The sequence below is a fragment of the Nitrobacter sp. TKz-YC02 genome, from assembly GCF_049852135.1.
GTDB lineage: Bacteria > Pseudomonadota > Alphaproteobacteria > Rhizobiales > Xanthobacteraceae > Nitrobacter > Nitrobacter vulgaris.
Map to the genome: position 1 here is coordinate 3,583,934 of NZ_CP180728.1, position 25,706 is coordinate 3,609,639.

Below are 25,706 nucleotides of genomic sequence, written 5' to 3' on the forward strand. Positions count from 1 at the left end.
AACAGCATCACCCGATTCTCAATCAACTACCAGCCGGATATGGTTTGCGGTAGGGACTACCGCAGGACATTCAGCGAAGCCGACAAGCGCTGGATCGTCGAGGAGACGACGCGGCCCCGCGCCAGCCGTCGCAGGAAGACCGGCGTGGACAAATTGCTCATCACAACATGGAACTAAAACCGACGTTTGGAATTTGAAGGAGGTGCGCCTTGCCCCAAGGCGTTCGGGGGCTTCAATGAACAGTCATTCGGGTAAGGGTCGCTTGCGATGAGGATACTCTTCGCGACCCCTGAGACCTACGACTTTGTGCAAGTCGGCGGCCTCGCCGCTGTGTCAGCCGCCTTGCCGCGTGCTCTTCTGCCACTCGCTGATATCCGCATCGTCGTGCCAGGCTATCCGCAAGTGCTCCACGGTCTTAACAATCTAGAGGTCGTCGGCGACTCGCCGGGGTTCGCGGGCCTTCCATCCTTTCGAGTGGGCAAGGGGCATGCCGCCGACGGCATGCCCTACTACGTGGTCATGTGCCCCGAACTCTTCGAGCGGCCGGGCTCTCCTTATAGTGATGAGCACGGCGTCGATTGGCAGGACAATGACGTCCGCTTCGCAACGTTCTCCTACGCGGCGGCCCAGATCGCTTTGGGAAGCATCGACAAGGACTGGTCAGCACACCTTGTCCACGCCAATGACTGGCAATGCGCGCTGATACCGGCTTACCTTGAATGGTCGCAGCGGCCACTCCCGAGCGTGTTCACGATTCATAACCTCGCCTATCAGGGCGTCTTCTCCCGAGACGCGCTGCCTCGCCTCGGCATTCCGGCTCAATCCTTCCATATAGATGGCGTGGAGTTCTATGACCGTCTGTCCCTCATGAAAGCCGGCCTAGTCTACGCTTCCCGCCTCACGACGGTAAGCCAGACCTACGCCGCCGAAATCACCACGCCCGAGTTCGGGTGCGGCCTGGAAGGTATCCTCCGGAAGCGCGCCGAAAAGAACGAGCTATCGGGCATTTTGAACGGCATTGATGAAAGTTGGGACCCACGGACTTGTACGTCCCTGACCCGGACCTTCGACGCCGGGGATTGGCAAGGACGATCTCAGAACGCCAAGAATATCCGGCGTCAGTTCGGGCTGGCAGTTTCGCGCGGTCCCCTCTTCGCGCTTGTCGCCCGGCTTGTTCACCAGAAAGGTGTCGATCTCGTCATCCAGAATGCCAAGGCGATCGTCGATGCTGGCGGACAGATCATCGTCACGGGTAAAGGAGAAGCGCAGTTCGAGGAAGCGTTGCGGCAGACCCAGACAAGCCACCCGGGGGCCGTCGCGGTGAGGATCGGCTTCGATGATAACGAAGCCCGCCGCATCTTCGCGGGCAGTGACTTTACCTTGATGCCTTCCCGCTTTGAGCCGTGCGGTCTCAGCCAAATGTACGCCCAACGTTTTGGCTCGCTGCCGATCGGCCATCGAACGGGCGGCTTGGCCGAAACCATTCAGGACGGTCAGACTGGCTTCTTATTCGAACGCCCTTCTTCAGATGGTCTCCTAAGCAGTCTGTGCCGCGCCTTCTCCACGTTCGGCGCGAGAGACCGCCTCGATCGAATGCGGCGAGCAGCCATGGGCCAAGCGTTCAGCTGGACCAATTCGGCGAAAGCCTACGCCTCGCTCTATCAATCCACAATTTAGCAGCAGGAACCGCGACGCCATGAAGATCGCTCACGTGGCTCCGCTCGCGGAAAGCTGTCCTCCGAAGCTCTACGGGAGGTGGCGCGGTTGTCACCCGTCGATTGCGCGCCATGGGCATTCGGGTGTGCCTACCGCATATCAAATCCGGGCATATTGACGGTGCAGTCCGCCCAGGATCGGATGGCAGATAATGCGTCCGGCTGTCTCGGCGGCGCGTGACATCGGCGCGTCCTTTTCAATGACAAGTGAGCGCGCGTGCTGTTGTAGTAGCTCATGTACGAGCGCAGCACGTGGCGCAGCACGTGGCGCAGATGGCGTTCGCCGAAGACCACGATATGATCAATGCATTCCCTGCGGATCGATCCGATCAGCCGTTCAGCATACGCATTTTGCCACGGTGAGCGAGGAGACGTCGGGCGGTCGCGAATACCGATGGACCGAACCCGACGCATGAATATTTCGCCATATGCGCCATCGCGGTCCCGGATCAGGTCACGAGGGGCCTGCTCCCAGCCACACGCCTCCGTCAGTTGGTTGGCGATCCATTCGACCGTCGGATGCGCGGTCACCCCAAACCACAGGATCTGCCGCCGGCCGTGGCCCATGATCAGCAACCCATAGAGCAGTCGGAACGAGATTGTCGGCACCACGAACAGGTCCATCGCGGCGATCCCGTCAGCGTGGTTACGAAGGAACGTCCTCCAGCCTTGTGATGGAGGGGCCCTCCTCCGCACCATATACTTGGCCACACTGGTCTGGCCGATCTCGATGCCAAGCTTGAACAACTCGCCATGGATTCGCGGCGCTCCCCACAACGGGTTGGCGAGGCTCATCTTGCGGATCAGCCGACGAATGTCTAGCGGCACAGTCGGTCGGCCGCAGCGGCGTCGCGATTTCCAGCGCCAATACGATCTGAAACCGGCACGATGCCAACGGATCACAGTGTCCGGTCGGACGATCGCCAGTGCATCATACATCTTGGGAAACAATACAATGCGTTGAAATAGATATTGGTTGGTCTGCACCCTGACGCCGGAGTCGCCCTACGGCCTTAGGGCATGATCATGACACACAGGCATATCGCTGATCTCCCTAATCCCACAGCTTTGTCGTATCCAGCCAGTAGATCCGCGTGGTCCTACGCCGCGCTTCGTCTATGAAGTGACGCGCTCCCCCCGGACCATCGCCACCCTCGCCGTTCCACAAAGAGATGAAGGCGATCTTTTCGTCGCCAAATCGTGCCGCTTTCTCCAGCATCCATTGATTGTTGCGCTCGTAGGCGTTCTCGCCGGCCGGCAGTGGGCCCAAATCCTCGGGCATGATGTGCAGCGTCGCCTTCGATGTGACTGCGTGATAGCGGTCGTGCCAATTGCCGCCGGCGAAATCCACCGAGTTGGCAAGAAAGGTCGGCTCCTCAAACGGGATGTAGATTTCAAGCCGCATGTTTCGTGCGAGACACGCTTCAGCGAACAACAGATCGCCACCGCAAGCGCCTCCGCAAATTGCAAGGTCGCCGGGGATGACACCAATCCTCGAAAGCACATTGGTAATTGCAGCGTCGGCGTGAGGCTCCTGGTGTTGGGGAAACCGCGGCGTTTTTCGATCGGGCGCATCGATCATGTGGCCACTGAAAAGTGCTATGGTGTTTGGCGGCATGACGGCTTCTGCTGTGGGCATCGTTACACCTGAATAATTGGAAAGTCCGCCTTGCACACTGCAATTGTAGGCCAAGTCCTGTCACGGTCAACATGCGATCGCCAGCGAAGCGCAGAGCGACAGCGCTTCTATTCCGAGTCCCAAGCATTCGGCCTAACATTACAATTACCATTTGCGGGTTTTCTGAATCCATGCGCAACCATGAATCGAACATTGTGGTTCCGTTGAACGCAATCGCCGCAAACGACTACGACGTAGTGGAACGATTAACCACATGGATTCGAAAGGATCCTAATATATTCAAATGCAATGGCAGGATCGTATCAAGGCTGGCCTATCGCGCTCTCGCTGCGCTCATAGGACCCCATGATCCGCGCTCCGCCAACAAGTCCTCGACATCCCGGAAGCTGAGTGTAAACCGGGCATAGAGCCAGATGGCCTGCTGAATGATCACGGGTGGGAAGCGATATCCGACGTAGCTGATTTTGCTCATTATCGACACCTATGGCCGCAGATCGGCGCCGGCAAGCCCAACAACGTGACATTGCCTCATGTCGGCGGCTTAAGGCGCGGCGGACAGTCACCAGGGGCAACCGCATTTCTTTCTTGAAACGCGATTTGCTTCATACTTGACTCGACCGCCGGCAAGCGATTTTGCCGGTTGGCCGCATGTTGCAGAGGCTGACGATGGTGCGCATTCTCGTTCCAGGGGCTACCGATCCGGCTCCGCCCAAACCGGACCTTGGAGAGCTGCACGAATTTGGTGCGCGAGCGGAGAATCCGCAGGCCGTCCGGGTCGGCGCGCGCCGCGCCAATGAACCAATCCAACAACTCGATGTGAACGCCGATACGCTCGTCGAGCTGACGCTAGATACCGGCGCGCGGTTCTACCATCGGTATGACCAACTCGCGGCGGATCTGTCTATCATCAGCACCCGAGGTGGCGGGGAGGATGCGGACACCATCGCACTGCCGGTCTTCCTGCCAGGGCCGGCGACCCGGGCCGGCGCGGCCGGGACGACCATCGAGTCCGTCCGCACGTTTGATCTCAACCTCTCCGCGCTCGGCGATGTCGCCGGAGGCCTGGCCGGCAAGCCGATTGCCCAAATGTTCGACAACCGGCGCAAGGACGAATACGGCCTGCGAACCTGGTCGCTCGACAATGGCGCGTTCGGCGCAAATCCGATTGCCGCGAGCGATCTGACCGGAAGCGACCCAATCCTGCTGTTCATCCACGGAACAGGCTCCAGCACCGCAGGCGGCTTCGGCGCGATCCCCTGGTCGAAACCGGGCACCGCCGCACCGCGCGTCGCGACGGTCAAAAAGCTCCGGGACACATATGGCAATCGCATCGTCGCGTTCGACCACCCGACCCTGAGCGTAAGCCCCATCGACAATGCCATCGATGCGCTCAAGGCATTGCCCGCAGGGACGCGGCTGCATGTCGTAACCCATTCCCGAGGTGGGATGATCGGCGAACTGCTCTGCTGGCCCCAGCGCGCTGACGGCAAGGCGCTGTTTGCAGACGAGATCGGTAAGATTCAGCTGCGCGCGGATCGCGTCGGGCAAGACTACAGCGAACAACTCGCCAAACTCGCCGAGCTCGGTCGCCTGCTCCAAGAGAAGCGGCCGATCATGGAACGGTTCGTCCGAGTCGCCAGCCCGGCCGCCGGCACCACCTTGGCCTCGGGACGTCTCGATAACTGGCTGTCGCTCGCGACCAGCGTTCTCGATCTGACCGGCCTTGGCGGCTCGCAGCTTTACCAGTTCCTGAAGGGTTTTTTGCTCGCCGTGGTAAAGACACGGACGGACCCGCGATCGGTCCCCGGTCTCGAGGCGATGATGCCGGGCTCGCTGCTGACCATGCTGCTGAACCGGCCAGGCATCGAAACCAAGGCGGATCTGTCGGTCATTGCCGGCGACATAGAGGGCGCGTCCCTCATCGCCCGGCTCGGCCTCAGGGCCGCGGACTGGTTTTACGGCGGCGATCATGACCTCGTCGTCGATACCCTGTCGATGTACGGCGGGCTAGCGCGCACCAACCGGGCCGCCCGGTTTTTCTTCGACAGGGCAGACACGGTCAGCCATTTCAACTATTTCCGTAACGACAAGACCCTGGGCAAGATGACCGATGCGCTGCTGCGTTCGGCCGACGACGATGCCGGATTTCAACGCATCGAACCGACGCAGGAAATCAGCGACTTCCTGTCGCGAAAGCGCGCCGGCGCGCCCCGTCCCGCCGTCATCCTGATTCCGGATTGCATGGGCTCGCATCTATCCGCGAATGGCAAGCGCATCTGGGTGGATCTGGCCGCACTCGCCGAGTTCAAACAATTGCAGCTTGACCCCGACTTCCCGCTCACGCCCGACGCGCTTGTCGCCGACGCTTACGCACCCCTGGTGAAGCGTCTTTCGGAATCGTGCGATGTCGTACCGTTTGCCTATGACTGGCGCCTGTCCCTGGCGGACAGCGGCGGCCACTTCGCCAAGCTGGTGCGGGCTCAGCTGGCGACAAATCCAACGCAACCGGTCCGGATCGTTGCTCATGGCGCAGGAGGACTTGTCGCGACTGCCGGATTCGCCGTCAACAAGGATCTTCGCGAACAGTTCGCGGGTCGCCCCGGTGCGCGCGTCCTGTTGCTCGACTTGCCGCTCGGCGGTTCAGCCCGCATCGCCCGCCTCCTGCTTGGCCTCGATCGGCTGACCCAACACCTCGCGCTCCTGACCTTCGCGCCCGCAAGCAAGGACATCACCCCAGCGTTCCTGGCCTTTCCGGGGCTGATCGACCTGCTCCCGGCAGAATTACTCGACCGGACGCTGTGGCAACGCTTGCAAGCAAGCGGAGCCGGCGCACCCGCCGATGCGCTGCTGGAGGCAGCCCGCAAACAGCGCGACAAGATCGGCTCCCTTGCAGCTCTCAAGCTCCCTCTGGTGCAGGTGAACGGAACACCTGCCCTATCGATGACTGTCGAGAACGACAAGGTACGGTTCTTCGCCGACAGCGCGTCGGCGAAAACGGCGGCCACCGCTGCCGTGCCGGGAAACACCTGGTGGGCGCAAGCTCAACCCGGCGAACTCGCCGCGTTCGAGCCCGCCCTCGACGCCTATATGGAGCTGCTCGCCAGCGGGACGACCAGCCGCCTGCCACAACAGCCGCCGTCATCGTCCGCCGGCGGCGTGCCCGTCGAACTGCGCGGAGACGCTCCGAGCATGTTTCCGGACGGGCAAGAAATCGTCGCGGCTGCGCTCGGATACACGCGCCGGCCGGCAGTCGAAATCAGACGCACAACCATTATCCGACTGACGCATGGCAATCTCGCCTTCTCGCGCTGGCCTGTCGCAGTCGGGCACTACGAGGGTGACACGCTGGCCGGCGGCGAGGGTCAACTCGATCGGGCTCTGAATGGCCGGCTCAGCCGCCGGCGCGACACCCGCGTCTATCCGGGCCGGATAGGCACCGCGGAGATTGTCCTAGACCCCACCCAGCTGCCGAAAGGCGGGGTCGTCATCGGTCTCGGCGCAATCGGCGCGCTCACGCCAGGCGATCTGAAGCGCACCGTTTCAAAAGCGCTGCGGCGCTACGCGCTTGCGGTCCGGGAAAGCCGCATGCTTCCGGCCGGCGAGATGGGAATCTCAATGGTCGTGATCGGCACTGGCGAAGGCGGACTGAAGACAGCCGACGCCGTCTCGGCTCTGCTCGACGCGCTGAAATACGCCAACCTGATGCTTGGTGACGATGCATTCACCGACATCGAGTTTGTCGAACTGTACCGTGACCGGGCGATCGCGGTCGCGCATACGCTGGCACGCCTCGAACCTGGAAAACCCGGCGCCTATCCCCGCTTTTCATTCGACGGCCTGGTGCAAACCAAAAACGGAGGACGCCGCCAGTCACCGCCGCTGGAGGATTCGTCATGGTGGCGACGGCTGAAGATCGAGGCGCTAGAGGGCGGCAAGCTGCTGTTCTCCGACCTCACCGATCGCGCACGACTTCCGGTACGCCCGGTCGCCAACCAGTACAAAGTGTCCGAGTTTGTGACGAGCGCCGTGACCGAGAAGCTCGGGACGAAAGAGCACTCCGCCGCTGGCACGCTTTATGAACTGCTGCTGCCCGCAGACTTCAAGCGCGAGACGGGCGATGACCGCGGGCGGGTCCTGGTCCTCGACCCCGTCACCGCGAGCTATCCTTGGGAACTGCTGTGCCGGCCGGGACGCGCCGACGAGAAGCCATTGTCGGTGCGCGCCGGAATGGTCCGCCAGCTCACCGGGACTGACACCCCCGAGCGGTCGATCGTGGCGACGGGGACGACAGCGCTGGTCGTGGGCAATCCACCAACCGGACTTCCGGAATTTCCCCCGCTCCAAGGGGCGGCCGAGGAAGCGAGGCTGGTCGCCGGCTTGCTGGAGAAGCAGTGCTTCGAGGTAACAGACCGCATCGAGTGCGCCGACACCCGCGGCAGCCTACCGGCGGTCCTGTGCGGTCGCTGGCGGATTTTGCATCTGGCGGGGCATGGAGCCGTGGACGTCAAGCGTGGCGACCGCATGGTTACCGGCATGGCGATCGAACACGGATCGTTTTTCGAGCCTGCGGATGTCGCGCAGATGGAGGCAATTCCCGAGTTCGTGTTCATGAACTGCTGCTATCTGGGACAGATCGATCCAAGCGATGAACGCAAGGCAACCGCTCGCTTTCATGAACTGGCCGCCAATATCGCGACCGCATTCATCAAGCTCGGTGGGCGCGCCGTGATCGCCGCCGGTTGGGCGGTCGACGACGGCGCCGCCAAGTGTTTCGCCGAAGTGTTTTACAACCAGTTCCTAGCCGGAGCTTCGTTCGGCGACGCCACGCTCGCTGCAAGGCGCGCGGTCTTCGAGAGCTTCCCCGGGACAAACACTTGGGGCGCTTATCAATGCTACGGCGATCCCGCCTTTCGATTGTTCCTGGACGGTGCACGGACCCAGGCTCCGCGCACGCAAAACAAGTATGTGCATGTCGAGGAACTGATCGCCGATATCCGGGACATCGTTCAGGACACCCAGACGCTGGCGACGCGCGATCCAGCGCCGTTGCGAGAACGGCTCCTCACGATCGCGGCCAGTTCGTTTGCGACCAAGTGGGCGGACAATCCCGAGCTGCAGGCGGTACTGGGGCAGGCCTATGCGGAGATGCAGCTGATCGACAAGGCGATCGAGGCCTACACGCTTGCGCTCAAGGCGGAGCAGGCGCAGGCGCCGATTCGCGTCATCGAGCAGCTTGCAAACCTAATGGCACGTCGGGGCGCCATCGAAAAAGCAAAGCGGGGTGATCCGAAGAAGGAGATCAATGAAGCAATTGCGCTGCTGATGAGCCTGCCGAAGCTCGCCGACGGCGGCGTGACGGCGGAACGCTGGTCATTGCTCGGGAGCTGCAGCAAGCGCCTCGCGCAAGTTACAAGCGGCGATGAGCGAATCGGTGCGCTGAAGGAAATGCGCCGGTGCTATGGCGAGGCCTTCAGGCGCAAAGAGGCAGGCGGGAAATTCGACACCTATTCGCTGCTCAATCAACTGCTGGCGAATACACTTCTGGGTCTGCTCGGCATTGCGGCCAATGACAAGGAGCTAAGCATCGATCTGGATGAGGGGTTGCTCCGCGCCGAGAACGAGGCCCAGACGCTCGACAATTACGACCCAAATTTCTGGAACGGCGTGGCCCTCGCGGACGTCGCGCTCGGACGGGCGCTTCTGTTGGGTCAGCTCGACGAAAAGGTTCAGCAGCAGGTGATCGCAGCTTATCTGCGGCCATGGCGCCGCGGCGCGTCCGCGCTTCAGTTCTCGTCGGTCCTCGAGCAGATGGAGTTCCTGATAGATATTCTTGTCGATCACCCGGCCTTGGGCGGCGCGACCAGCGCGATCGTGGCGCAGCTGCGAGGCGCAACCGGGGTTGCGTGAGCAGGACAGACGCATCCGTCACCGTGCGACGAACCCTAGGAAAATTCGCCTCGGTGAAAACGGCAAATGGCGCAGCGCCCCAGATATTGCGTAGGGGTCGTCGACGAGAGCGAAATGGCCGAGAAAGGGACGGTCACCACGTGAACGTGCTAGCGCAACCGGAAGGCCGTTCGCGAACTAAGCCGCGAGCTGCGGCGGGAATGCGCGGCCAACTGCGTCGTGCGTCCAGGGCACCGCGTGCTGATCCACGGACCAGATAAGGCGCGTGCCTTCCTCTATTTGTTCGCAAACGACTTCGAGGTCGTCAGCGTCGAACACTAGCTCTCGTCGAGACCGACCTCGACTGGCCGACCGAAAGCCGACCGAAATACGAATAGAGAAATTCGTCGCCTCGCGGTCGGTCAGCTTGACACGTAGCCGGAAGCGCGTCCCGACAGGATGGATGCGGGTTCATCAAATCCTTGCTGCACTCGACCCGCAGATTCGTCGGGAACCGGAAACAGCAAACTTGGACCTTCCTTCATGCGTGAAGCCTTCACGAACTCGCGAGTTGACCCCAGGGCGATAACGCATTTAGGTTGATCTTTTTACAGTCGACAACCACCTGAGTTAGGGGGCGGCTGTGGCAGACGTATTTATTTCGTATTCGCGCGACGACGACCTTCCATCACCGGCCAAGCCGGACGGGAAGGGATTTGTCACATTTCTGGACGATGCTGTTCGCTACGAATTTAAGGAGCTAGGACCTCAACGCCCTAAGATCTGGCGCGACACGAAGCGTATTGCGGATGGCGACCAGTTCACCCCCGAGATCGAGGAGGCCTTGAAGGGAGCTTCGTTCCTTTTGGTGGTTCTCTCGCCGAATTGGATGGCCAGTCGTTGGTGCAGAAAAGAACTTGATACCTTCATCAAGTATCACGGATTCGACCGTGAACGTGTTGTCGTCGTCGGTAAGCGCCATGTCGATGCCGATAAGCGACCTTCATTGCTGCAGGGTCAAAATGGCTTTAGATTTTACGTTCGGAATGAGGATCCCGAGGAAATCGTAGGCGACCTTGAGTTCTTTGACCGCGGCGAACCCCGAGACGCCAGATATTGGGAACGACTTAAGGCCCTCGCAGCCTATCTGGTAAAGCGTCAGCCTCGTCCATCCCAAGAGCCCATGTATGCCCCCACGGGCCGAACGATCTTCGTCGCGAAGCCTGCCTCAGACATGCGCATGGGGTACGACCGTGTCGTCTCAGAGCTTATCGGAAAGGGTCACACGGTCGTTCCAGAATCAACGGAGGACATCCCACTCGACTCGGCGGTTAAAGTAATCGATGCCGCGCTTTCAAATGCCGAAATTGCAGTCCACCTGCTTGGCGAGAAAGCGGGCAATGCACCCGAGGACCAGCTGCCCATGGTAAAACTCCAGCTCGCCCGTGCGGCTGCGAGAGCATCGAGGGACCACCAAGGGAAGTTTCACCGAGTGGTTTGGGCACCAACTCTCTGGACCGTTCTGTCCAACGCAGATCAACCACCGAGCGAGATCACGCGACGTCCATTGGAGGTGTTGGCGAAATTTGATCGGCAGTTGGCTATGGACAAAATCGAGGGAGACAGTCTCAGCAAATTCGTAGACTTCCTAAATCAACATCTTTCCGTAATTGCTCCTCCAAGGTCGATCACGCTAACCCTTTCGGACATCTGCGGCGATACGCGTCTTTTTCTTTATCATTCCCGGGAAGACAGTCAGTACGCCCTCACTTTGGCTCAGGCGCTCCAACAGCGAAAAATTGAGCCGCTGCTTCCCGCCTTCGAGGGTCCAGAAGCCGATATCAAGAATTTTAACAGCAAACAGTTAGCCGAATGCGATGGCGTGATCGTGTGTTGGGCGTCAGCGTCGGAGGTCTGGGTTCGCGCTCAAACGAGCGGACTACGAAATTGGGGTTCCCTTGGGCGATCGCAGCAGTTTTGTTATCGCGCTGTTGTCGCTGCTCCGCCCCCAGGCGAAAGAAAGAAAGCGAGCAAGCTGCTGTTCCCCCGCAGCGAAGTTGATTTGGTTGTTGATCTTTCCGATAAGGATATTCTGACTGCCGACCTTCTTGATCTCCTGGTGCCTACCGCCCACGCGAACGCCGCATGAACGCCCCGGTGGAGCTATCTGCAGTTTCAGCAGCTTATCCGTTTCCCGGCCTGCGGCCATTTGCCTATCTAGACCATGAATTTTTCTTCGGTCGTCAAGACCAGATTTATGCGCTCTACAGACTAATCGACCGTTTCCGCTTTATTGCAGTGGTGGGAAGTTCCGGAAGTGGAAAATCTTCCCTTGTCCGCGCCGGGCTTCTGCCGCTCATCGAGCTCGAAACGCGTGAGACTGGCGGTCGCAATTGGGTGTGGAGTGAAATGCACCCCGGTGACGCGCCGCTCTTACGACTAACTAACCTGCTCGCGAACCTTTCGGTCGATGATGACCCCATGGTTGCTTCCGGCCGGCGTGACCGAATAGCGGCGCAACTGCACCGCTCGAGCTTTGGAATTTCGGAAGCTTTGGCCGAGGCGAGTAACGTTGCCGAGAAATCCCTGGTGCTCGTTATCGACCAGTTTGAAGAGCTATTCCGGTACGCAACTGGAAGCCCGGGCAAGATTGGCCTAACGTCAGAAGAAACCCGCGCGCGCGATGAGGCCACGCAATTCGTCCAGTTGCTGCTAGAAGTAAGCCGCTCCCCATCGAACAGAACCCACGTCCTACTGACGATGCGATCCGATTTCATCGGCGACTGCGCACGGTTCCATGGCTTGCCTGAAGCCGTCTGCGAGGCACAATTTCTTGTACCGTCGCCGACACGCGATCAACTCGATGAAGTCATCCGTAAACCGATCGAGAAAGCGGGAGCCACGATTTACCCGCAACTGGTTGAAAGGCTCTTGAACGACTGCAGCACCGAGATGGACCAATTGCCGGTTCTGCAACATTGCCTTGCGAGATTGTGGGAAGAAGCCGGTAAGGTACCAAAAGAAGACGTGACGAAGTCGGGCACTTCGTTCAACGAGCAGCCGTCCCGCCGAATATCGTTAGACCATTACAACAAGATCGGAGAATTCGCCGGTGCGTTGTCGAAGCATGCGGATGAAATTCTGCGAGATCTTCCCGGACCCAAGCTACAGTTGGCCGTGGGCCAGATTTTCAGTTCGCTTTCCGAGTTCGACAAGGAAGGACGTGCAACTCGACGCGCACTGAAGTTCTCGCAGCTTGTTGCCGAAACTGGAGTTGACGAAGCTACAGTGCGCCAGGTTCTTGATCGATTTCGCGCTGACGACTGCTCTTTCCTGACACCCCCACCATTCGAAGTGAGAGAAATAAACAGCGATACACGAATCGACGTCGGGCACGAAGCCTTGCTCCGCCGATGGGACAAGGTAAGTGGTCTCGGAGCCGACCTCGGATGGCTGCGCGCCGAACAGTCGGCCGGAGAGCGTTACCGAAGCTTACTTGCCATGGCCGAAGGCGATGACGCTGTGTTGCCCGCTCATCTCGTCGATGAGCGCTTGGCATGGTGGAAGGCCAGGCCGCGCACACCCGCATGGGCAGACCGCTACGGTGGAGGCTTCTCGCGAGTGGAACGTGTGCTTTTGAAGTCGCAGCGACGGCAGCGTCTGAAGCGATGGGCCATCGCCGCGGCTTTTGTGGTGGCTATTGGCGTCGCCGGAGCAATGACGGCGCTTTGGGTGTCCGCTCAAAGTGCGCAAAAAGAAGCGAATCTCCGCCGTGAGGAATCGCTGCAAGCAACTCAGACTTCTATCGGGCGGCTGGCCGGCTTCCTGAATGATGGCACTGTACGAGCAGTCGGTGCGGAGAAATTCCTCGCTGACGCGAAATTAACGCTAGACCAGCTCTTGAAAGCAAACGACCACTCCCCCGAGATAGCGAAAATCGAGATTTCGTTGCTACTTGCAGTTTCGGATGTGAAGGATGCGTTAGGAGATTCTAAGAGCGCGTTCGACCTGGCCACCGACGCGAAAGCACTCTCGCAGAATTTTACCAAAAGGTTCCCTGACGATCCGAAGTTCAAACACCTCCTCTACGCTAGCAAATTCCGTGTGGGCGACCAGCTGGCAAAAACACCCAAGAACGAGGAGAACGCAGGAAAGGCTCAACAGGAGTATCTTGACGCCGTCGATCTTGCAAGACAGCTGGCGGCAAGCGAACCCGGCAACATGGACCGTCAGCACGAATTGATTGTCGCTTTAAACAAAGTCGGCGACATGCATCAGTTTAGGAACGATTGGCTGGGAGCGTTGAAGCACTATAATGAGGGATTGCGAATTGCCCAAACGATCGCCGCAGCTTTCCCAGGCGACACGGCGACCGAAAAGAACCGAATCGCACAGATTTTCAGCGCAAGAAATCAGCCAGGGGACAAGCAGGCAGCTCTCGATGAATATAGGGAGGCGCTAAAACTTCAGACACAGCAACTGGAAGAAAGCCGTTCGGATGCGTCACTGATATCGAACATTGCAACCACACACCGCCGCATCGGAGAACTGCTGAGCGACCATCCCGACGAAGCTCAGAGGGAATTTGAGGCGGCGGTGAGAGGACGAACAACGCTCTATCAAAGCGACCCAGGAAATAATGACTGGCGTGTCGGCCTGGCCACCGACCATACGCGGCTTGGCGATGTGTTAGCGCGGAAGGAAGACTGGAGGCGCGCGCTAAGAAGCTACAATGAGGCGGCTCGGATTGCGGAAGCAATAATGTCGAAAGATCCCACCTCAACTACTTGGCGAAGGAAGCTCGCCGCGCTAAACGCAAAACGTGGGGACTCATTGGTGTCTCGAGCCAACGAAGTGGCGATTCGACCTAGGCCGCCTCAAGACGAAGCATCGCGGATCATCGGCATGGCTTTAGAACGTTACCGCGTCTCCGAGCAAGCCTACGAAAGTCTGCTGGAAATTTCCAATGCCCCGTACCGTGAACTGTTCGACGTTCGCATTAGAATCGGAGATGTTCTAGTTCGAAAAAATGACTATCAGGAAGCTCTCAAGATTTATCAATCGGCTTCAGAGCTTGCTCAACAAGCGGCAGCAAGACAGCCCCTTGTAGACTGGCAGATCAAACTCTCAAATGCGCTTGAACAGGCGGGTGATTTTCTCGCCCTTAGAGCTAGAGATAATAGAGAGCTCGCGAGTAGCGGAACTTTCCTCGTTTACTATCACAAAGCGCTCGAGATTCTCGACGCTGAAGCAATCAAGGAACCGACTAACCAGGACTTGCAGTCGCGAAAGGCCTCGCTAAATGCGAAACTCAAGGCCCAATGACCTGCAGGGTTTGCAATCAAAGTGTAGGAAATGTACAGACTTGCGAGACATTGTGCGTACCGAAAACCTTATCCGAGTTGATGATGCGACGGAATCGCCTAAGCTGGTGGAATGATCGGGCTGTTCTGTTTCGTTCTGGCTGTGCCTACCGCAAATTAAATCCGAACATATTGATGGTGCAGTCCGCCCAGGATCGGATGGCAGAGAATGCGTCCGGCTGTCTGGGCGGCACGTGATATCGGCGCGTCCTTGTTCAATGACAAATGGGTGCGCGTGCCGTTGTAGTAGCTCATGTACGAGAGCAGCACGTGGCGCAGATGGCGTTCGCCGAATACCTGTGTGTACCGAAAACATAAGCAAGGGCGTAGCGATCATGATGATGATGAAGTCCGCCCAGGATGGCGCGTGACCTGATCACACCGGTTCGCTGAACCGGGCGAGAAACCGGCGCATCCTTGTTCAGGGATCGATGCGTTCTGACCCAATTGTAATATTCGTCGTAGGACTACCCGTGTCGAACATCTGGTGGAGAGCGGGCGCTCGATACGACCTAAATCGGTGCAGGTGAAGTTGAGCCTCTTCATTTGCCACCTTTATTTGCCACCTTTCCAATCCTTGAGTCTGCCGAACGTATTTTCGATCTTGTGGAAGTTTTGCCTTTCAGAGCAGACACCTCGCCGCAAGCGGTGCTCGGCGTGCGGCTGATTACAGCGCTGGATCGCGCGCCTGACCCCGCCGAGCACGCCTACGTGCGTGGTCCATAGCAGATGAGAGACCAGCCCCTCCGGCCCCGGCCCCATACGGCAGGCAGCTTCAAACAGTTGCGGGCAGCCTCAGCACATTTTTGGCACATTTTCGGCACCTGTGCACCCGTTGACGTGCACCCCACGGACCTGCCCTGTGGGCTAGTGTGGGCTGCGCACGAATCAACCTCACCAGTCTCCAGTGAGAGGGTTACTCAATGAGATTTCAGACCAAGCAGAGTGACGAGACCGCTATCCTGATCATGCGCGGTGATAACACGATCTCGGGCTCGATCGTGCGGGCTGGCGACCAGTGGCGCGTTGAGGTGCTATGGGGCGGCCCGACCGGCGACATCGTCTATGACGCCCCCTCGCTGGAGACTGCGAAGGCGTTCGTTGATGGTGTCGGCGAAGCGTTTGATGCGTTCGAGGCGATGGAAGGGGCACGGGACCTCTGAGCAGGCGGATTGCATTCGACCATTCCCGATTGGGCGCTCGATCAGCACACGCTGCGGGGCAAGGCGATGGGCCGTGGTCTCGATCACTTTCGCAGCGAGGGCGCGAAGCTAATTCCGCCGCCTACAGCCGATGATCCGTACGAGGCCGAGGGTGCCGGCTGTGGGCACTCACAAGGCGGGCAAGTGAGCCGGGCTGATATACTGCTCTGGCCGCTACGGGGCTGTTTCGACTCTCCAGAAATGAGCGAAACTCTATAAATAAAGGGTTTTGCTATGCCGAAAATGCGTAGTTTGGACACAGCTGTGAATGCTGCTCGAAAAATGACCCCCATCGGCATCATGGAGACCCCTTCAGCCCATTGATTTCGTTGAGTTGGAAGGATGGGACCCCCTTGCCGATCATGGTCGAGACCCGCGCCGAAACACAGGCAGAAGTCTGCGGCTGGGGCGTGAGGGCTGACCTCTTAAGATTACATCTTAACCAAACATTAAACATGCGTTTGCGGGCGCGAAATGACGCGCCTAGCGTACGGCCATGGGCTGTCAAACAAACAAAGAATTGGAGCGTGCCATGACCTACAGGAAGCTTGGAGCGCTTGTTACCGTCGGCGCGATCGCGCTGGCGTTTGCGACCAATGAAGCGATTGCGCAAGCGGGCGGCGCTGGTGTCGTAGCAGCGCAGCAGGCGGGAGCCACGGCGCATGCGTTCAATGGACTGCACGGGTTCCGCCATCGCGGTAGGGGCGTCGGCGGCTATTTCTGGCCCGGCTATGGCTATGATTATGGCGCTTACGTACCCGCTGCGGGGCCGATCACGGCGCCGTTCGCCGGACCGACCGAGGTCCGTTACACTACCACTTACGACGTGCCCTGGAACTGGGCGCATCGCTTTCCTCCAAATGTGATACCGTCGGATCGGCCCTACGTGCCCGGCTGCGGCGAGGAGAGCGTCGGCGTCGGCGGCGGCAAGACGGTCAACGTCATGCGCTGCTACTGAGGCGTAAGCGGCGTTTTCAGGCCACGGCTCGGAAGTCTTGCGTTCGGTATGCCGACGGCAGCAGCTGATCGATGTCACGGTTGGGATGACCGTTGATGAAGGCATTGTCACGTTGTTGAGCTTGCCGGCGCTGATCTGCGGCCATAAGTGTCGATCATGAGCAAACTCAGCTACGCCGGATATCGCTTTCACCCGTGATTATTCAGCAGGCCGTCTGGCTCTATGCCCGGTTTACCCTCAGCTTCCGGGATGTCGAGGGCCTGTTGGCGGAGCGCGGAATCATGGTGTCCTATGAGACGGTGCACCGCTGGGTGAGATACTTCGGACCGAAGATCGCAGCTGACCTTCGACGACGCCGGCCCAAGCCTCATTCGACCTGGCATCTCGATGAGGTGTTTCAGGATCGATGGCCGGTTGGTCTATATATCGCGTCAAGGACTTCGCCTTCGGCATAGACGGCGCGACGTTGTTGTCCAGAGCAAGCGGGACAAACGCGCGGCCCTGAAATTGCTGCGGAAACTGCTCAAGAAAATGGCCTCTGTTCCGGACAAGTTTGTGACCGACGATCTTCGATCCTACGGCGCGGCCGCCCGTGAGCTTGGGCTGTCTCGTCGCCATGAGCGCGGGCGATGGCGCAATAACCGAGCGGAGAACTCGCATCAACCGACCCGACGACGGGAGCGCAAGATGCAGGGGTTCAAGAGTGCGGGATCAGCCCAACGATTTCTGTCCGTCCACGCCGCCACCTACAACACCTTCAACGTCCAGCGTCACCTCATCTCAGCGAAGACGCACCGGGCATTCCGAGCCTCGGCCATGCAGACGTGGCGAGAGGTGACTGCTGCGGCGTGATCGCGATTGAATGCTGGATTTGTCGCACCTATCATCCGCTAACGTGACAAAGCCGGCCAAAACTCTCCCCAAAATATTAGCGCTTGACGGGAACCCGGTCCGGGCGTAACGAGCCGACGATCGCGTGCCCCTTGTGAGGGCCGCTGTTGCTGTCTTGTGTGCGCACAACATAGCATCGGCCAGACGATATGAAATCGTCTCGCGAACGAAGCAGAAAAGGAAAGACTGATGAAGCGTGTTCAATCACGCTCGGAGTCCGCCTTTTCTGTTTTCGAAAAGGCTACTCCGAGCCGAAACTGGAGGAGCCTATGTCTAAGAACTTCGAGACGGATCCGCCCAACGCGGACGAGGAGTCGGAAAGTCGCGTAAGCCCCGTTGGGGAAGACGTGGCCGACGATGACAAGGTTGGATATCGCCGGCCGCCGAAATCCTCTCGATTCAAGAAAGGGCAAAGCGGTAACCCGCTCGGCTCCTCGCGCAAAGCTCGAATGCGGCAACGTCAGCAGACCCTTCCGCTTGTTGATCTCGTTCTCGAGAACTCACAAGGCCTTGTTCCCATCCGCGAGGGCGATCGAAGATCCACCATCAGCATGAAAGAGGCACTTATACGGAGGGAAGCTGCGCTAGCAATCCAAGGCAGTCGTCTAGCTTTAAAGAGTTGTCTGGACAGAATTGACAAAGCCGAACAAAGGAAGCTCGCCGAGGTTCTTGATCACTACCAGGCGTACCGGGACTATCAATATCATTATCCCGCGAGGGCTAAGGCTTGCCGTGATCGCGATCTCCCCCCTCCTCTGCCCCATCCCGATGACCTGCACTTCGACTATAACACTTTCAAACTACAGCTCACCGGTCCGATAAACCATGAGGAGCTCCATCGGCTTGAGAAAATACTTGAGGCCAGAGAGCTTTTTCTGAAGATGATTGAGGAACAACGTGCCGATGCCGAGGAGTGCGCTCGCGAGGGCTATCCCTATTCTCCAAAGGACCTCGAAGTCCTCTCCCGTCTAGAGAGTTACCTCAAAATCTTTGACAACGAACTCGAAAAACGCGGCTGGTTGCCTCGGGTCGCAGGCCGAGAGAAGGCCTAGGTGCTAGCACTTGCATGTATCGGGCTCGTCCTTGGAGCCTCCAACCGATTGGCATGATCGTACATGAGGAGCGAATGATGGACGGGAAGCACGGAGGTTCATCAGGCAAAAACGTCATTGATCCTCAATCGACCAAGCAGCGCGAGCGTGAGCCGGCATCGAAGCCGCAGGCACGCCACCCGGGGACCGCTGGTGAGAAGCAGGTCGACAGCATCTATGATCACTTTGACAAAAGCAGCTTCCGCTTTTGGGAGCGCGAAATTTCCCAGGGCCACTTGCCAACGTCGGCAGAGCTTACCGAGCTGCTCAAGAAAAACAGAGGCAGCCCCGTTCCGCATTGGCTCGTTCCAATCATTGAACGCCGAGATGAATTAAGGTGGCGTACCGGCCGCCCCCGGAAATCTGTCCTCAACGAGATACAACTAGGGTTAGCGACCGCAAGGTATCCCCGCTACCTTGCTTGGCTGCGAGCCCGCCATCGTCGCTTGGGTCTTCAGGGTTGGCCTGCCATTCGCAATAAAGATTGGTGGACCGGCCCCCCGCATGAACGCGCGGCGCGAATGGCGTTACGGCGCGCGAAACTTAGTCACATGACGTGGCGAACGTTTCTAAATGGGGTCGTTAACTACAAAGCGCCGACTTAATATGAATGAACCTGCGGTTTTCTGCGCCTAATAGGGCTACCTCCTGTCACGGAGGTAGAAATGAGCTCACTGTCGGCAAGCAGATCCAACCTGACCATTGTTTATCAGGACATCGCAGCCCTCAATCCCCGCAAGAGTAATCCTCGAACCCACTCCAAAAAGCAAATCGACCAGATCGCGCGAGCAATCTCGCAGTTCGGATTTACAAACCCAGTTCTGGTCGATGATGGCAACGGCATTATCGCGGGACATGGCCGAGTCGCAGCCGCCAAACTGGTAGACCTGAGCCAGGTTCCGACGGTGCGTCTCTCGGCGATGAGCGAAGCTGAAATCCGCGCCTATGTAATCGCCGATAACAAGCTTGCGGAGAATGCCGGCTGGGATCGCAACCTGCTTGGACTGGAGTTTCAGTATTTGAGTAGCCTCGACATCGATTTCGATGTCAGTTTAACGGGGTTCGAGCTGCCGGAAATTGATCTTTTGATCGGCGAACTCGACATCGCTAATTGCAACGAGCCTACTGATACGGACATTCCGCTTCCCTCAGGTCCTGCCGTGACGCGGCTCGGAGATATCTGGCAAATCGGCAGCCATCGCCTGATCTGTGGCAATTCCACGCAACGGCAGACCTATCAGCGATTGCTGGGCGAAGCCCGCGCGCAGCTGGTCTTTACCGATCCGCCCTATAACGTTCCGATTGCAGGTCACGTCGGAGGTTTAGGCAGCGTGCAGCACCGGGAGTTCGCAATGGCCTCGGGCGAGATGTCACAATCGGAGTTCACGGCGTTCCTGACATCTGTTTTTGGGAACCTTGCGGAATTTTCTGTCGATGGTTCGATTCACTTTCAGTGCATGGATTGGCGCCATGTCGACGAAATCCTGCAAGCCGGCCGGACCGCCTATCATGAACTCAAAAATATCTGTGTCTGGGCCAAAAATAATGGCGGCATGGGATCGCTCTATCGTTCTCAGCATGAACTCGTGTTCGTTTTCAAATCAGGGACTAGCCCTCACATCAACAACGTTGAACTCGGCAAGCACGGCCGCTATCGCACCAATGTTTGGAATTACGCCGGCGTGAACAGCTTCGGTAACGATCGTTCCGACCTCGCCCTTCATCCAACGGTCAAACCGGTCGCGCTGGTGGCGGATGCCATCCGGGATTGTTCGCATAGAAAGGGCATTGTCCTCGATGCTTTTGCCGGTTCCGGCACGACATTGATTGCGGCCGAGCGAACGGGTCGCCGCGGCTACGGTATTGAAATCGACCCGCTCTATTGTGACGTCATTATCCGCAGGCTGCGCACAGCATGCCGCCTTGAAGCCACCCTCGAAGGCGCAGGCAAATCATTTCAGGAGGTCCAGGCCGAACGCGCTGAACCGAGCTGACTTAAAATTTGGAGAGCCCCGGATCCCGAGTTATGAGGGGTCAACGCATACGATCGACCAGCGACCACATTTGACATTAAGCGTCTGCTATTCGTTCCTTGTCCCCAAACGCTTATCGATGCGCCTTTAGGGCCGAGGCACCACCGCCTCGGGCGAAATGCCACACCGCCGTGTCCAGCGTCAGCGCTGATGGGACTAAAGCGGCTTAACTGCGAACGGAGGGCTTCTGGTTCATCGTAGCCTTTCAAATGACCGAAGATGAAACAGAAATCGGGGACAAGGAAGGCGCCAGCGAAGCAGGTCATCAGGACATCCGCCGCACGACGCGCAAACAGTACTCGGCTGAAGGAAGGCCTACACGCTGAGGCGTCGATCGCCGCGCTGTACCGCCGCGAAGGCATCGCTGAGAGCCTGTATTACAACTGGTCGAAGGAGTTCCTGGAAGCCGCCGAGAAGCGACTTGCCGACGATAGGGCGCGGGCCGCTACTGGCGACGAGGTGAAAGTGAGAGCTTAGCATGATATAATCACGCTAACGAAAGGGAGATGAGATGCCGGACGACGATATGAAAGCTGAGCTCGAACGTCTCCGCAGGGAGAACGATGCCCTGAAGAAAGGAGCTTCAGAGGGCACCCGCATGAAGGTGAGTGACAAAGGTGGCCTCTCCGTTTACGGGATGGGGCGTTTTCCAGTGACTCTGTATAAAGAGCAATGGTTGAAGCTTCTGAACATGTCCGATGAGATCCGCGCCTTTATTGCCGAAAATGAAGCGCGACTGAAGGCGAAGGATTAGGCCCGCCTCAAAGCTGGGGCTTGGGCGCGACTGCCACGGAACAATCAGTTGTCATCCGATAAACAGTTCCGAAACCATTCGCTCCGGCTGTCAAATCCGCTAACGATTTCGAAAATCGCTCGCTGCATAGTCGCCCGCGTCAACAAGAAACGGGGTTTGTTGTATGAGTGGGAATGCTGACCTGGAAAACGTGCGTCGATATCGCACCATCGCTTCGCTCTATCGTCAGACCGCAGCATTCCGTCCTGCGCAAAGATGGACGCTCCTGGCGCAAGCCTATGAATACGAGCGTCTCGCGATGACAGAGCTCGAAGCCCACTTCACCGGTTATGACAGCGCATCGTGGAACGCGGCGGCCACTGCGTGAGCGCGGTTGACGGTACTAAGAGCAGATCCAGGCAGAACTTGAGTCTGATGAATTGGTTGTGATTCCATATCTCGGAGCGATATCCAGGCCGAACGCCCTGAACCGGGCTGACCTCAAAATTGGAGAGCTGGCTTCCAATTTGTCGCGGTTAATGCATTCGCTCAATCAGCCACCGAAACAGCCCAGCTTCTATTGCGGCGTCAGCTACCCGCTCAGCCGTCCAAAGATGCAAATCGACGGAGTCGGGCATCCTGAGGACTTTTGGCGCGCTGTGGTAGATAAAGAAACAGCGATGGAAACTGCCGTCGTTATGAAACCGCCGGACATAGTCATCGAGTTCCGCCTGTGTTGACCGGGTCTTGACCTGAACCCAGGCAACCTCGTTTGTGATCGGTTGCGTCAAGACCATATCCACATCGGCCTGATTCCCGCCCACTGCGCTTTGCCGTTGCCACCCTCCCCGGGCAAAGATCAAATCGATCAGGGTCTCGAAATCGCGCCAGTCGAGCTGGCAGATCATTTGCGATGCCAGATTTCGTTGGTCCTTGATCAGGGCTGCGGCCTTCGTCCTGAGGGGATCGACCTCCCCCCGAATGCGGGCCAACAAATAGTTCGCCTTCTTGACCGCGCAAATCGTCATTTGATAGTTCGCGGTGCTCGTGAGCGCCGAACTGAGGCTACGGACGGTCAGCGGCTCGCCGTTGAGATCTGTGTTCGACCAACCCGCTCGCGTAGACCGATAGCGGGTCGGACCGCCGGGCAACGGATGCTCGATCTCGACCACGCCGCCGTCGGCGAAAGCCCACCAGAAATGACCTCGAGCGCAGGTCACCCATAAGGCGTCGTTCGGTAGTTCGTAAAACTCCCGCAGCTCCCTCAATCCGTTGCTGACGCCGCCTGATCTTCGTCCCATCTGCGCCAACTGCTGTCTGGCCAGCGCCCAATCGCCCTTCATACAGATGGGGTGCTCAATTTTGGGATAACCGAATGGGATGATCCCTTGATCCAGGGCTTGATCTGTCCACTGCCCGCCCCGCCCCAACTTGATGTATCGGACCACAGAAGGGGCAAAGGTTCGCGCGGGCGGTTCGGCTTGGCCGGTCTCGGGCCTCAGATCGATCATTCGAGGATTCATCATGAGCTGGCAGTTCGCTTGCCTTGCCGCCGAAGTCCAGTTGGAGCGGTCCAGCATCGGACTTCAAAGTTAATATTATCCTTTTTTGGGATAATCCCGTATCGGGATCAGCTTGCCCGGGCGATGATGACTTCCGCCCGCGGGATCGGCAAAACCGTCCATTCCTCAGATCAGGCCACCTTCTGCGCCCTGATGGTGGCTGCCCGCAAGCACGCCGGCCTGACCCAGCATGAGCTGGCGTACCGCTTGAAGCGCCCTCAGTCCTTTGTCGCCAAATATGAGGGTGGTGAACGGCGGATCGACGTCATCGAGTTCGTGACGATCGTGCGCGCTATTGGGGCTGATCCCATCAAGCTGTTGCGGGATCTGATGACCGGCAAGCCACCGGCCAAACCCGGCGCGCATCGGCGAAATAGCCCACCCTCCCCGTTTACAGTCCCCTGCGATCACATCGTGATCCGGCGCCCCCGATCTTCGCCACAAGATTATCCAGGTTCCGCTCGACATCCCGCGGCCAGCAGAGCTGGTAGTGGGTCGAACCGTTACGGAGGGCCTGATGGAGCGCGCCAGCATTGAAACAGCGATCAAACTCATCATCGCCGAGATTCACAGCAAACTCGGCGAAGCAACACGCATTGCCAAGGCCGCCGAGGCCTGTGTCCAAAACGGCGCAATTGGTGAGGGTGTTGAGGTCTCAATGGATATCGAACAGCTCATCTATGAAGCCGGACGGCTGCATGACGCCGCCTCGCTGCTCGGCCGCATGAAGCGAGATCAGAATTAAGGCCGAAGCCGAGACGGGCTCGGAGTTCACGGCGGAGATCAGGCTTTTTTATAGGTATCCAGGTCGATGCCCGAGCGACCCGGAGCCAAAATATTGTTCGGATCCAACGCGCGTTTGATGGCGTGTTCCACGTCTCGCTTGACCGAGCCATAACTCTGCGCAACACGCTGCTGGAAGCGAGTGTTCACACGGTAAACCGCGTAGCCTTTCTTTTCGAACTCGTCCAGCAGCTCGTTGAAGCAGGCATCCGCACGCTTAGTACCTGCGCACCCCGTCGAAATCGGCGGGGTGGTGCGTCGCCGGCCGCCGGTCTAGCGGACCACAAGAACCGGAATATGCGCAGTAGCAATAACCTCGGCAGTCTGGCTGCCCAAAAGGGCCCTCTTGATTCCACGGTACCCGTGCGAGGCCATGACGATCAGATCGTCACCCCTGTGCTTTCGCCACATCAACGATAGCTGCGGCCGGTGAGGCGTTCGGGATATGAAGTGTCTCGACCATCAGTTCCATTTTTTCTGCCGCCGCTTTCGCTGCCGAAAGGATAGCCTCTGCATGCCGCGTGTTGGCATCTTCAAGCCGATCCGTCACAGTGATGATTGTAACCTTGCTGCCGGATTCGTCGGCCAGCGCCAGGCCATGATCGACACCTTTCTGTGCCAGTTCGGAGCCGTCAGTGGAAATGAGAATGTGAGTGTACATGGTACCGCTCCGCACTCAGAAATCCTGCGACGACCATAGCCATCACATCTGACCTCAACAAGAAGCCGCCCGGTCCTGCAACCAGAGGCATTCGCAGTACGGCTCCAGCTTTTCGCGAGTTTAACCTGAACCTTTTGTCGGGTTCGATCGTCTCATCATCGCTGGGGGATTTCAGGGCCCAGTGAGTAAAGACAGCGCCGTCGGCGAACATACTCCGCCGTGCGGCGTTGTGTGTTGGATGACAGCAAAACAACGGAACTGGACCAAGGATGACGATGCTCGCCTTCTCGTCCTGAAGGCGCAGCGGATGAGCGTCGCCGCCATGGCAAAGGAACTGGGCAGAACGGAATCATCAATTACAAGCAGATTATCGACGTTGGGCCGCCAGGGCGATACCTAACACTGCCTCAGATCGACCGGTGGACGCAGACCGCTGTTCAGCCAGTCTTTGATCCTCTCATCGCCTGAAGGATCGCATTCGACGCACCGGAGAGTTCGCATACCGTCCCCTCCGGCGGGTAATGCCATTACCATCGGCTTGTTACAGATCGGACAGCTCTTGTTTCGGAAAAGCTGACCCAATGGCGTACTCCGTTCCGTAAGAGGAAGGCGGGAGCGCTAGTGGGCGTTCTCATCACCGATAAAAGCCACGTACCGGGCGGTGACGGATCATCATGGCATGTCCAGGTCCGGGTTTCTGTTCACTAGAGCGCACAGCCGGTAACAATTTAGGCAACACATAGCGACCCAACCGGCAGCGGGCAGACTTTGTCGTGCTGATCCGTTGCTACTTCACTACCTTGAGACCGCGAAAGCCTGCCTGTATTCACTCGGCCGCGCAGACAGCATCCGCCTTGTCTAAAACGGTCAATATCTGATCTTGAACCGGTCGCTGATTTCGAGGCGTCCCCGAATCGAGATCGTCTACGAGCGCTTTCTCGATGTCCAATATCAGCTTGATATCCAAAATTGCTTTGGCGAGCACATCGGCATTGGTGAAAGGCGTTACATCAGCTGCCATCCCAGTTGAGTTTGCATTTCGATGACCCCGACCGAGTCTGATCAAAGACCCAGGCCGAGATACGCTTGTTTCAGCGGCGTTAGTTACGTCGAAAACTATGTGCTCGGCCTCACGACGGCTTTCGCACCGCCACCCTAACCTCGGCAAATTGAACAGCATCCCGCTCAG

The 25,706-nt window shown here is 58.4% G+C and carries 17 protein-coding genes and 4 pseudogenes; 13 read left to right on the plus strand and 8 right to left on the minus strand.

The features are described from left to right. Window positions 1–267: 267 nt before the first annotated feature. Window positions 268–1,677, plus strand: a complete 1,410-nt coding sequence (gene glgA / locus ACM561_RS17235) for a glycogen synthase GlgA (RefSeq protein WP_425906681.1) — start codon at window positions 268–270, stop codon at window positions 1,675–1,677. A 128-nt stretch (window positions 1,678–1,805) separates the two neighbouring features. Here glgA and ACM561_RS17240 read toward each other — a convergent pair whose 3' ends face one another. The 3 genes and pseudogenes from ACM561_RS17240 to ACM561_RS17250 form a co-directional block, all read right to left on the minus strand. Beyond that, window positions 1,806–2,702 carry an integrase core domain-containing protein gene (locus tag ACM561_RS17240; RefSeq protein WP_425906683.1) on the minus strand — a complete coding sequence of 299 codons (897 nt, stop codon included), beginning with the start codon at window positions 2,700–2,702 and terminating at the stop codon, window positions 1,806–1,808. Window positions 2,703–2,769: 67 nt separating this feature from the next. Continuing rightward, window positions 2,770–3,354, minus strand: a complete 585-nt coding sequence (locus ACM561_RS17245; protein WP_425906685.1) for a hypothetical protein — start codon at window positions 3,352–3,354, stop codon at window positions 2,770–2,772. 349 nt (window positions 3,355–3,703) lie between these two features. Continuing rightward, window positions 3,704–3,826: pseudogene (locus tag ACM561_RS17250) on the minus strand (IS6 family transposase); the annotation flags it as partial. Between the two features lie 194 nt (window positions 3,827–4,020). Here ACM561_RS17250 and ACM561_RS17255 point away from each other — a divergent pair. From ACM561_RS17255 to ACM561_RS17305, 11 genes and pseudogenes are all read left to right on the plus strand, one after another. Continuing rightward, window positions 4,021–9,261 (plus strand): DUF7379 domain-containing protein, encoded by a 5,241-nt coding sequence (locus ACM561_RS17255; RefSeq protein ID WP_425906687.1) that lies wholly within the window; start codon window positions 4,021–4,023, stop codon window positions 9,259–9,261. A 622-nt stretch (window positions 9,262–9,883) separates the two neighbouring features. Beyond that, window positions 9,884–11,389: a TIR domain-containing protein gene (locus tag ACM561_RS17260; RefSeq protein ID WP_425906688.1), complete on the plus strand. Its 1,506-nt coding sequence runs from the start codon at window positions 9,884–9,886 to the stop codon at window positions 11,387–11,389. Further along, window positions 11,386–14,565 carry a tetratricopeptide repeat protein gene (locus tag ACM561_RS17265; protein WP_425906690.1) on the plus strand — a complete coding sequence of 1,060 codons (3,180 nt, stop codon included), beginning with the start codon at window positions 11,386–11,388 and terminating at the stop codon, window positions 14,563–14,565. The genes ACM561_RS17260 and ACM561_RS17265 overlap by 4 nt, the downstream gene beginning before the upstream one ends. Before the next feature lie 961 nt (window positions 14,566–15,526). After that, window positions 15,527–15,766, plus strand: coding sequence for a hypothetical protein (locus ACM561_RS17270; protein ID WP_425906691.1), 240 nt, complete (start codon window positions 15,527–15,529; stop codon window positions 15,764–15,766). A gap of 571 nt (window positions 15,767–16,337) precedes the next feature. After that, window positions 16,338–16,763: a hypothetical protein gene (locus tag ACM561_RS17275; protein ID WP_425906693.1), complete on the plus strand. Its 426-nt coding sequence runs from the start codon at window positions 16,338–16,340 to the stop codon at window positions 16,761–16,763. 156 nt (window positions 16,764–16,919) lie between these two features. Further along, window positions 16,920–17,615, plus strand: a pseudogene (locus tag ACM561_RS17280) (IS6 family transposase). A gap of 308 nt (window positions 17,616–17,923) precedes the next feature. Beyond that, window positions 17,924–18,706 carry a DUF5681 domain-containing protein gene (locus ACM561_RS17285; protein WP_425906695.1) on the plus strand — a complete coding sequence of 261 codons (783 nt, stop codon included), beginning with the start codon at window positions 17,924–17,926 and terminating at the stop codon, window positions 18,704–18,706. Window positions 18,707–19,410: 704 nt separating this feature from the next. Next, window positions 19,411–20,739 (plus strand): site-specific DNA-methyltransferase, encoded by a 1,329-nt coding sequence (locus tag ACM561_RS17290; protein WP_425906697.1) that lies wholly within the window; start codon window positions 19,411–19,413, stop codon window positions 20,737–20,739. Window positions 20,740–20,997: 258 nt separating this feature from the next. Next, window positions 20,998–21,243, plus strand: a pseudogene (locus ACM561_RS17295) (IS3 family transposase); the annotation flags it as partial. Between the two features lie 46 nt (window positions 21,244–21,289). Continuing rightward, complete coding sequence (locus tag ACM561_RS17300; RefSeq protein WP_079448494.1) at window positions 21,290–21,532, plus strand: hypothetical protein; 243 nt, start codon at window positions 21,290–21,292, stop codon at window positions 21,530–21,532. 163 nt (window positions 21,533–21,695) lie between these two features. Continuing rightward, window positions 21,696–21,899: a hypothetical protein gene (locus ACM561_RS17305; RefSeq protein ID WP_425906699.1), complete on the plus strand. Its 204-nt coding sequence runs from the start codon at window positions 21,696–21,698 to the stop codon at window positions 21,897–21,899. A 148-nt stretch (window positions 21,900–22,047) separates the two neighbouring features. On the opposite strand, the gene ACM561_RS17310 is transcribed toward ACM561_RS17305, so the two are convergent. Further along, window positions 22,048–23,022: a restriction endonuclease gene (locus tag ACM561_RS17310; RefSeq protein WP_425906701.1), complete on the minus strand. Its 975-nt coding sequence runs from the start codon at window positions 23,020–23,022 to the stop codon at window positions 22,048–22,050. Between the two features lie 177 nt (window positions 23,023–23,199). After that, window positions 23,200–23,439, minus strand: a complete 240-nt coding sequence (locus ACM561_RS17315) for a hypothetical protein (protein WP_425906703.1) — start codon at window positions 23,437–23,439, stop codon at window positions 23,200–23,202. Window positions 23,440–23,590: 151 nt separating this feature from the next. On the opposite strand from ACM561_RS17315, the gene ACM561_RS17320 reads away from it, so the two are divergent. After that, a complete protein-coding gene (locus tag ACM561_RS17320; RefSeq protein ID WP_425906705.1) occupies window positions 23,591–23,818 on the plus strand; it encodes a hypothetical protein in 228 nt (75 codons plus the stop codon). Between the two features lie 38 nt (window positions 23,819–23,856). Here ACM561_RS17320 and ACM561_RS17325 read toward each other — a convergent pair whose 3' ends face one another. From ACM561_RS17325 to ACM561_RS17335, 3 genes and pseudogenes are all read right to left on the minus strand, one after another. Beyond that, window positions 23,857–24,006 carry an FAD-linked oxidase C-terminal domain-containing protein gene (locus ACM561_RS17325; RefSeq protein WP_425906707.1) on the minus strand — a complete coding sequence of 50 codons (150 nt, stop codon included), beginning with the start codon at window positions 24,004–24,006 and terminating at the stop codon, window positions 23,857–23,859. 123 nt (window positions 24,007–24,129) lie between these two features. Continuing rightward, a pseudogene (locus tag ACM561_RS17330) lies at window positions 24,130–24,517 on the minus strand (universal stress protein). Between the two features lie 826 nt (window positions 24,518–25,343). Continuing rightward, complete coding sequence (locus ACM561_RS17335) at window positions 25,344–25,538, minus strand: hypothetical protein (RefSeq protein ID WP_425906709.1); 195 nt, start codon at window positions 25,536–25,538, stop codon at window positions 25,344–25,346. Window positions 25,539–25,706 lie beyond the last annotated feature (168 nt).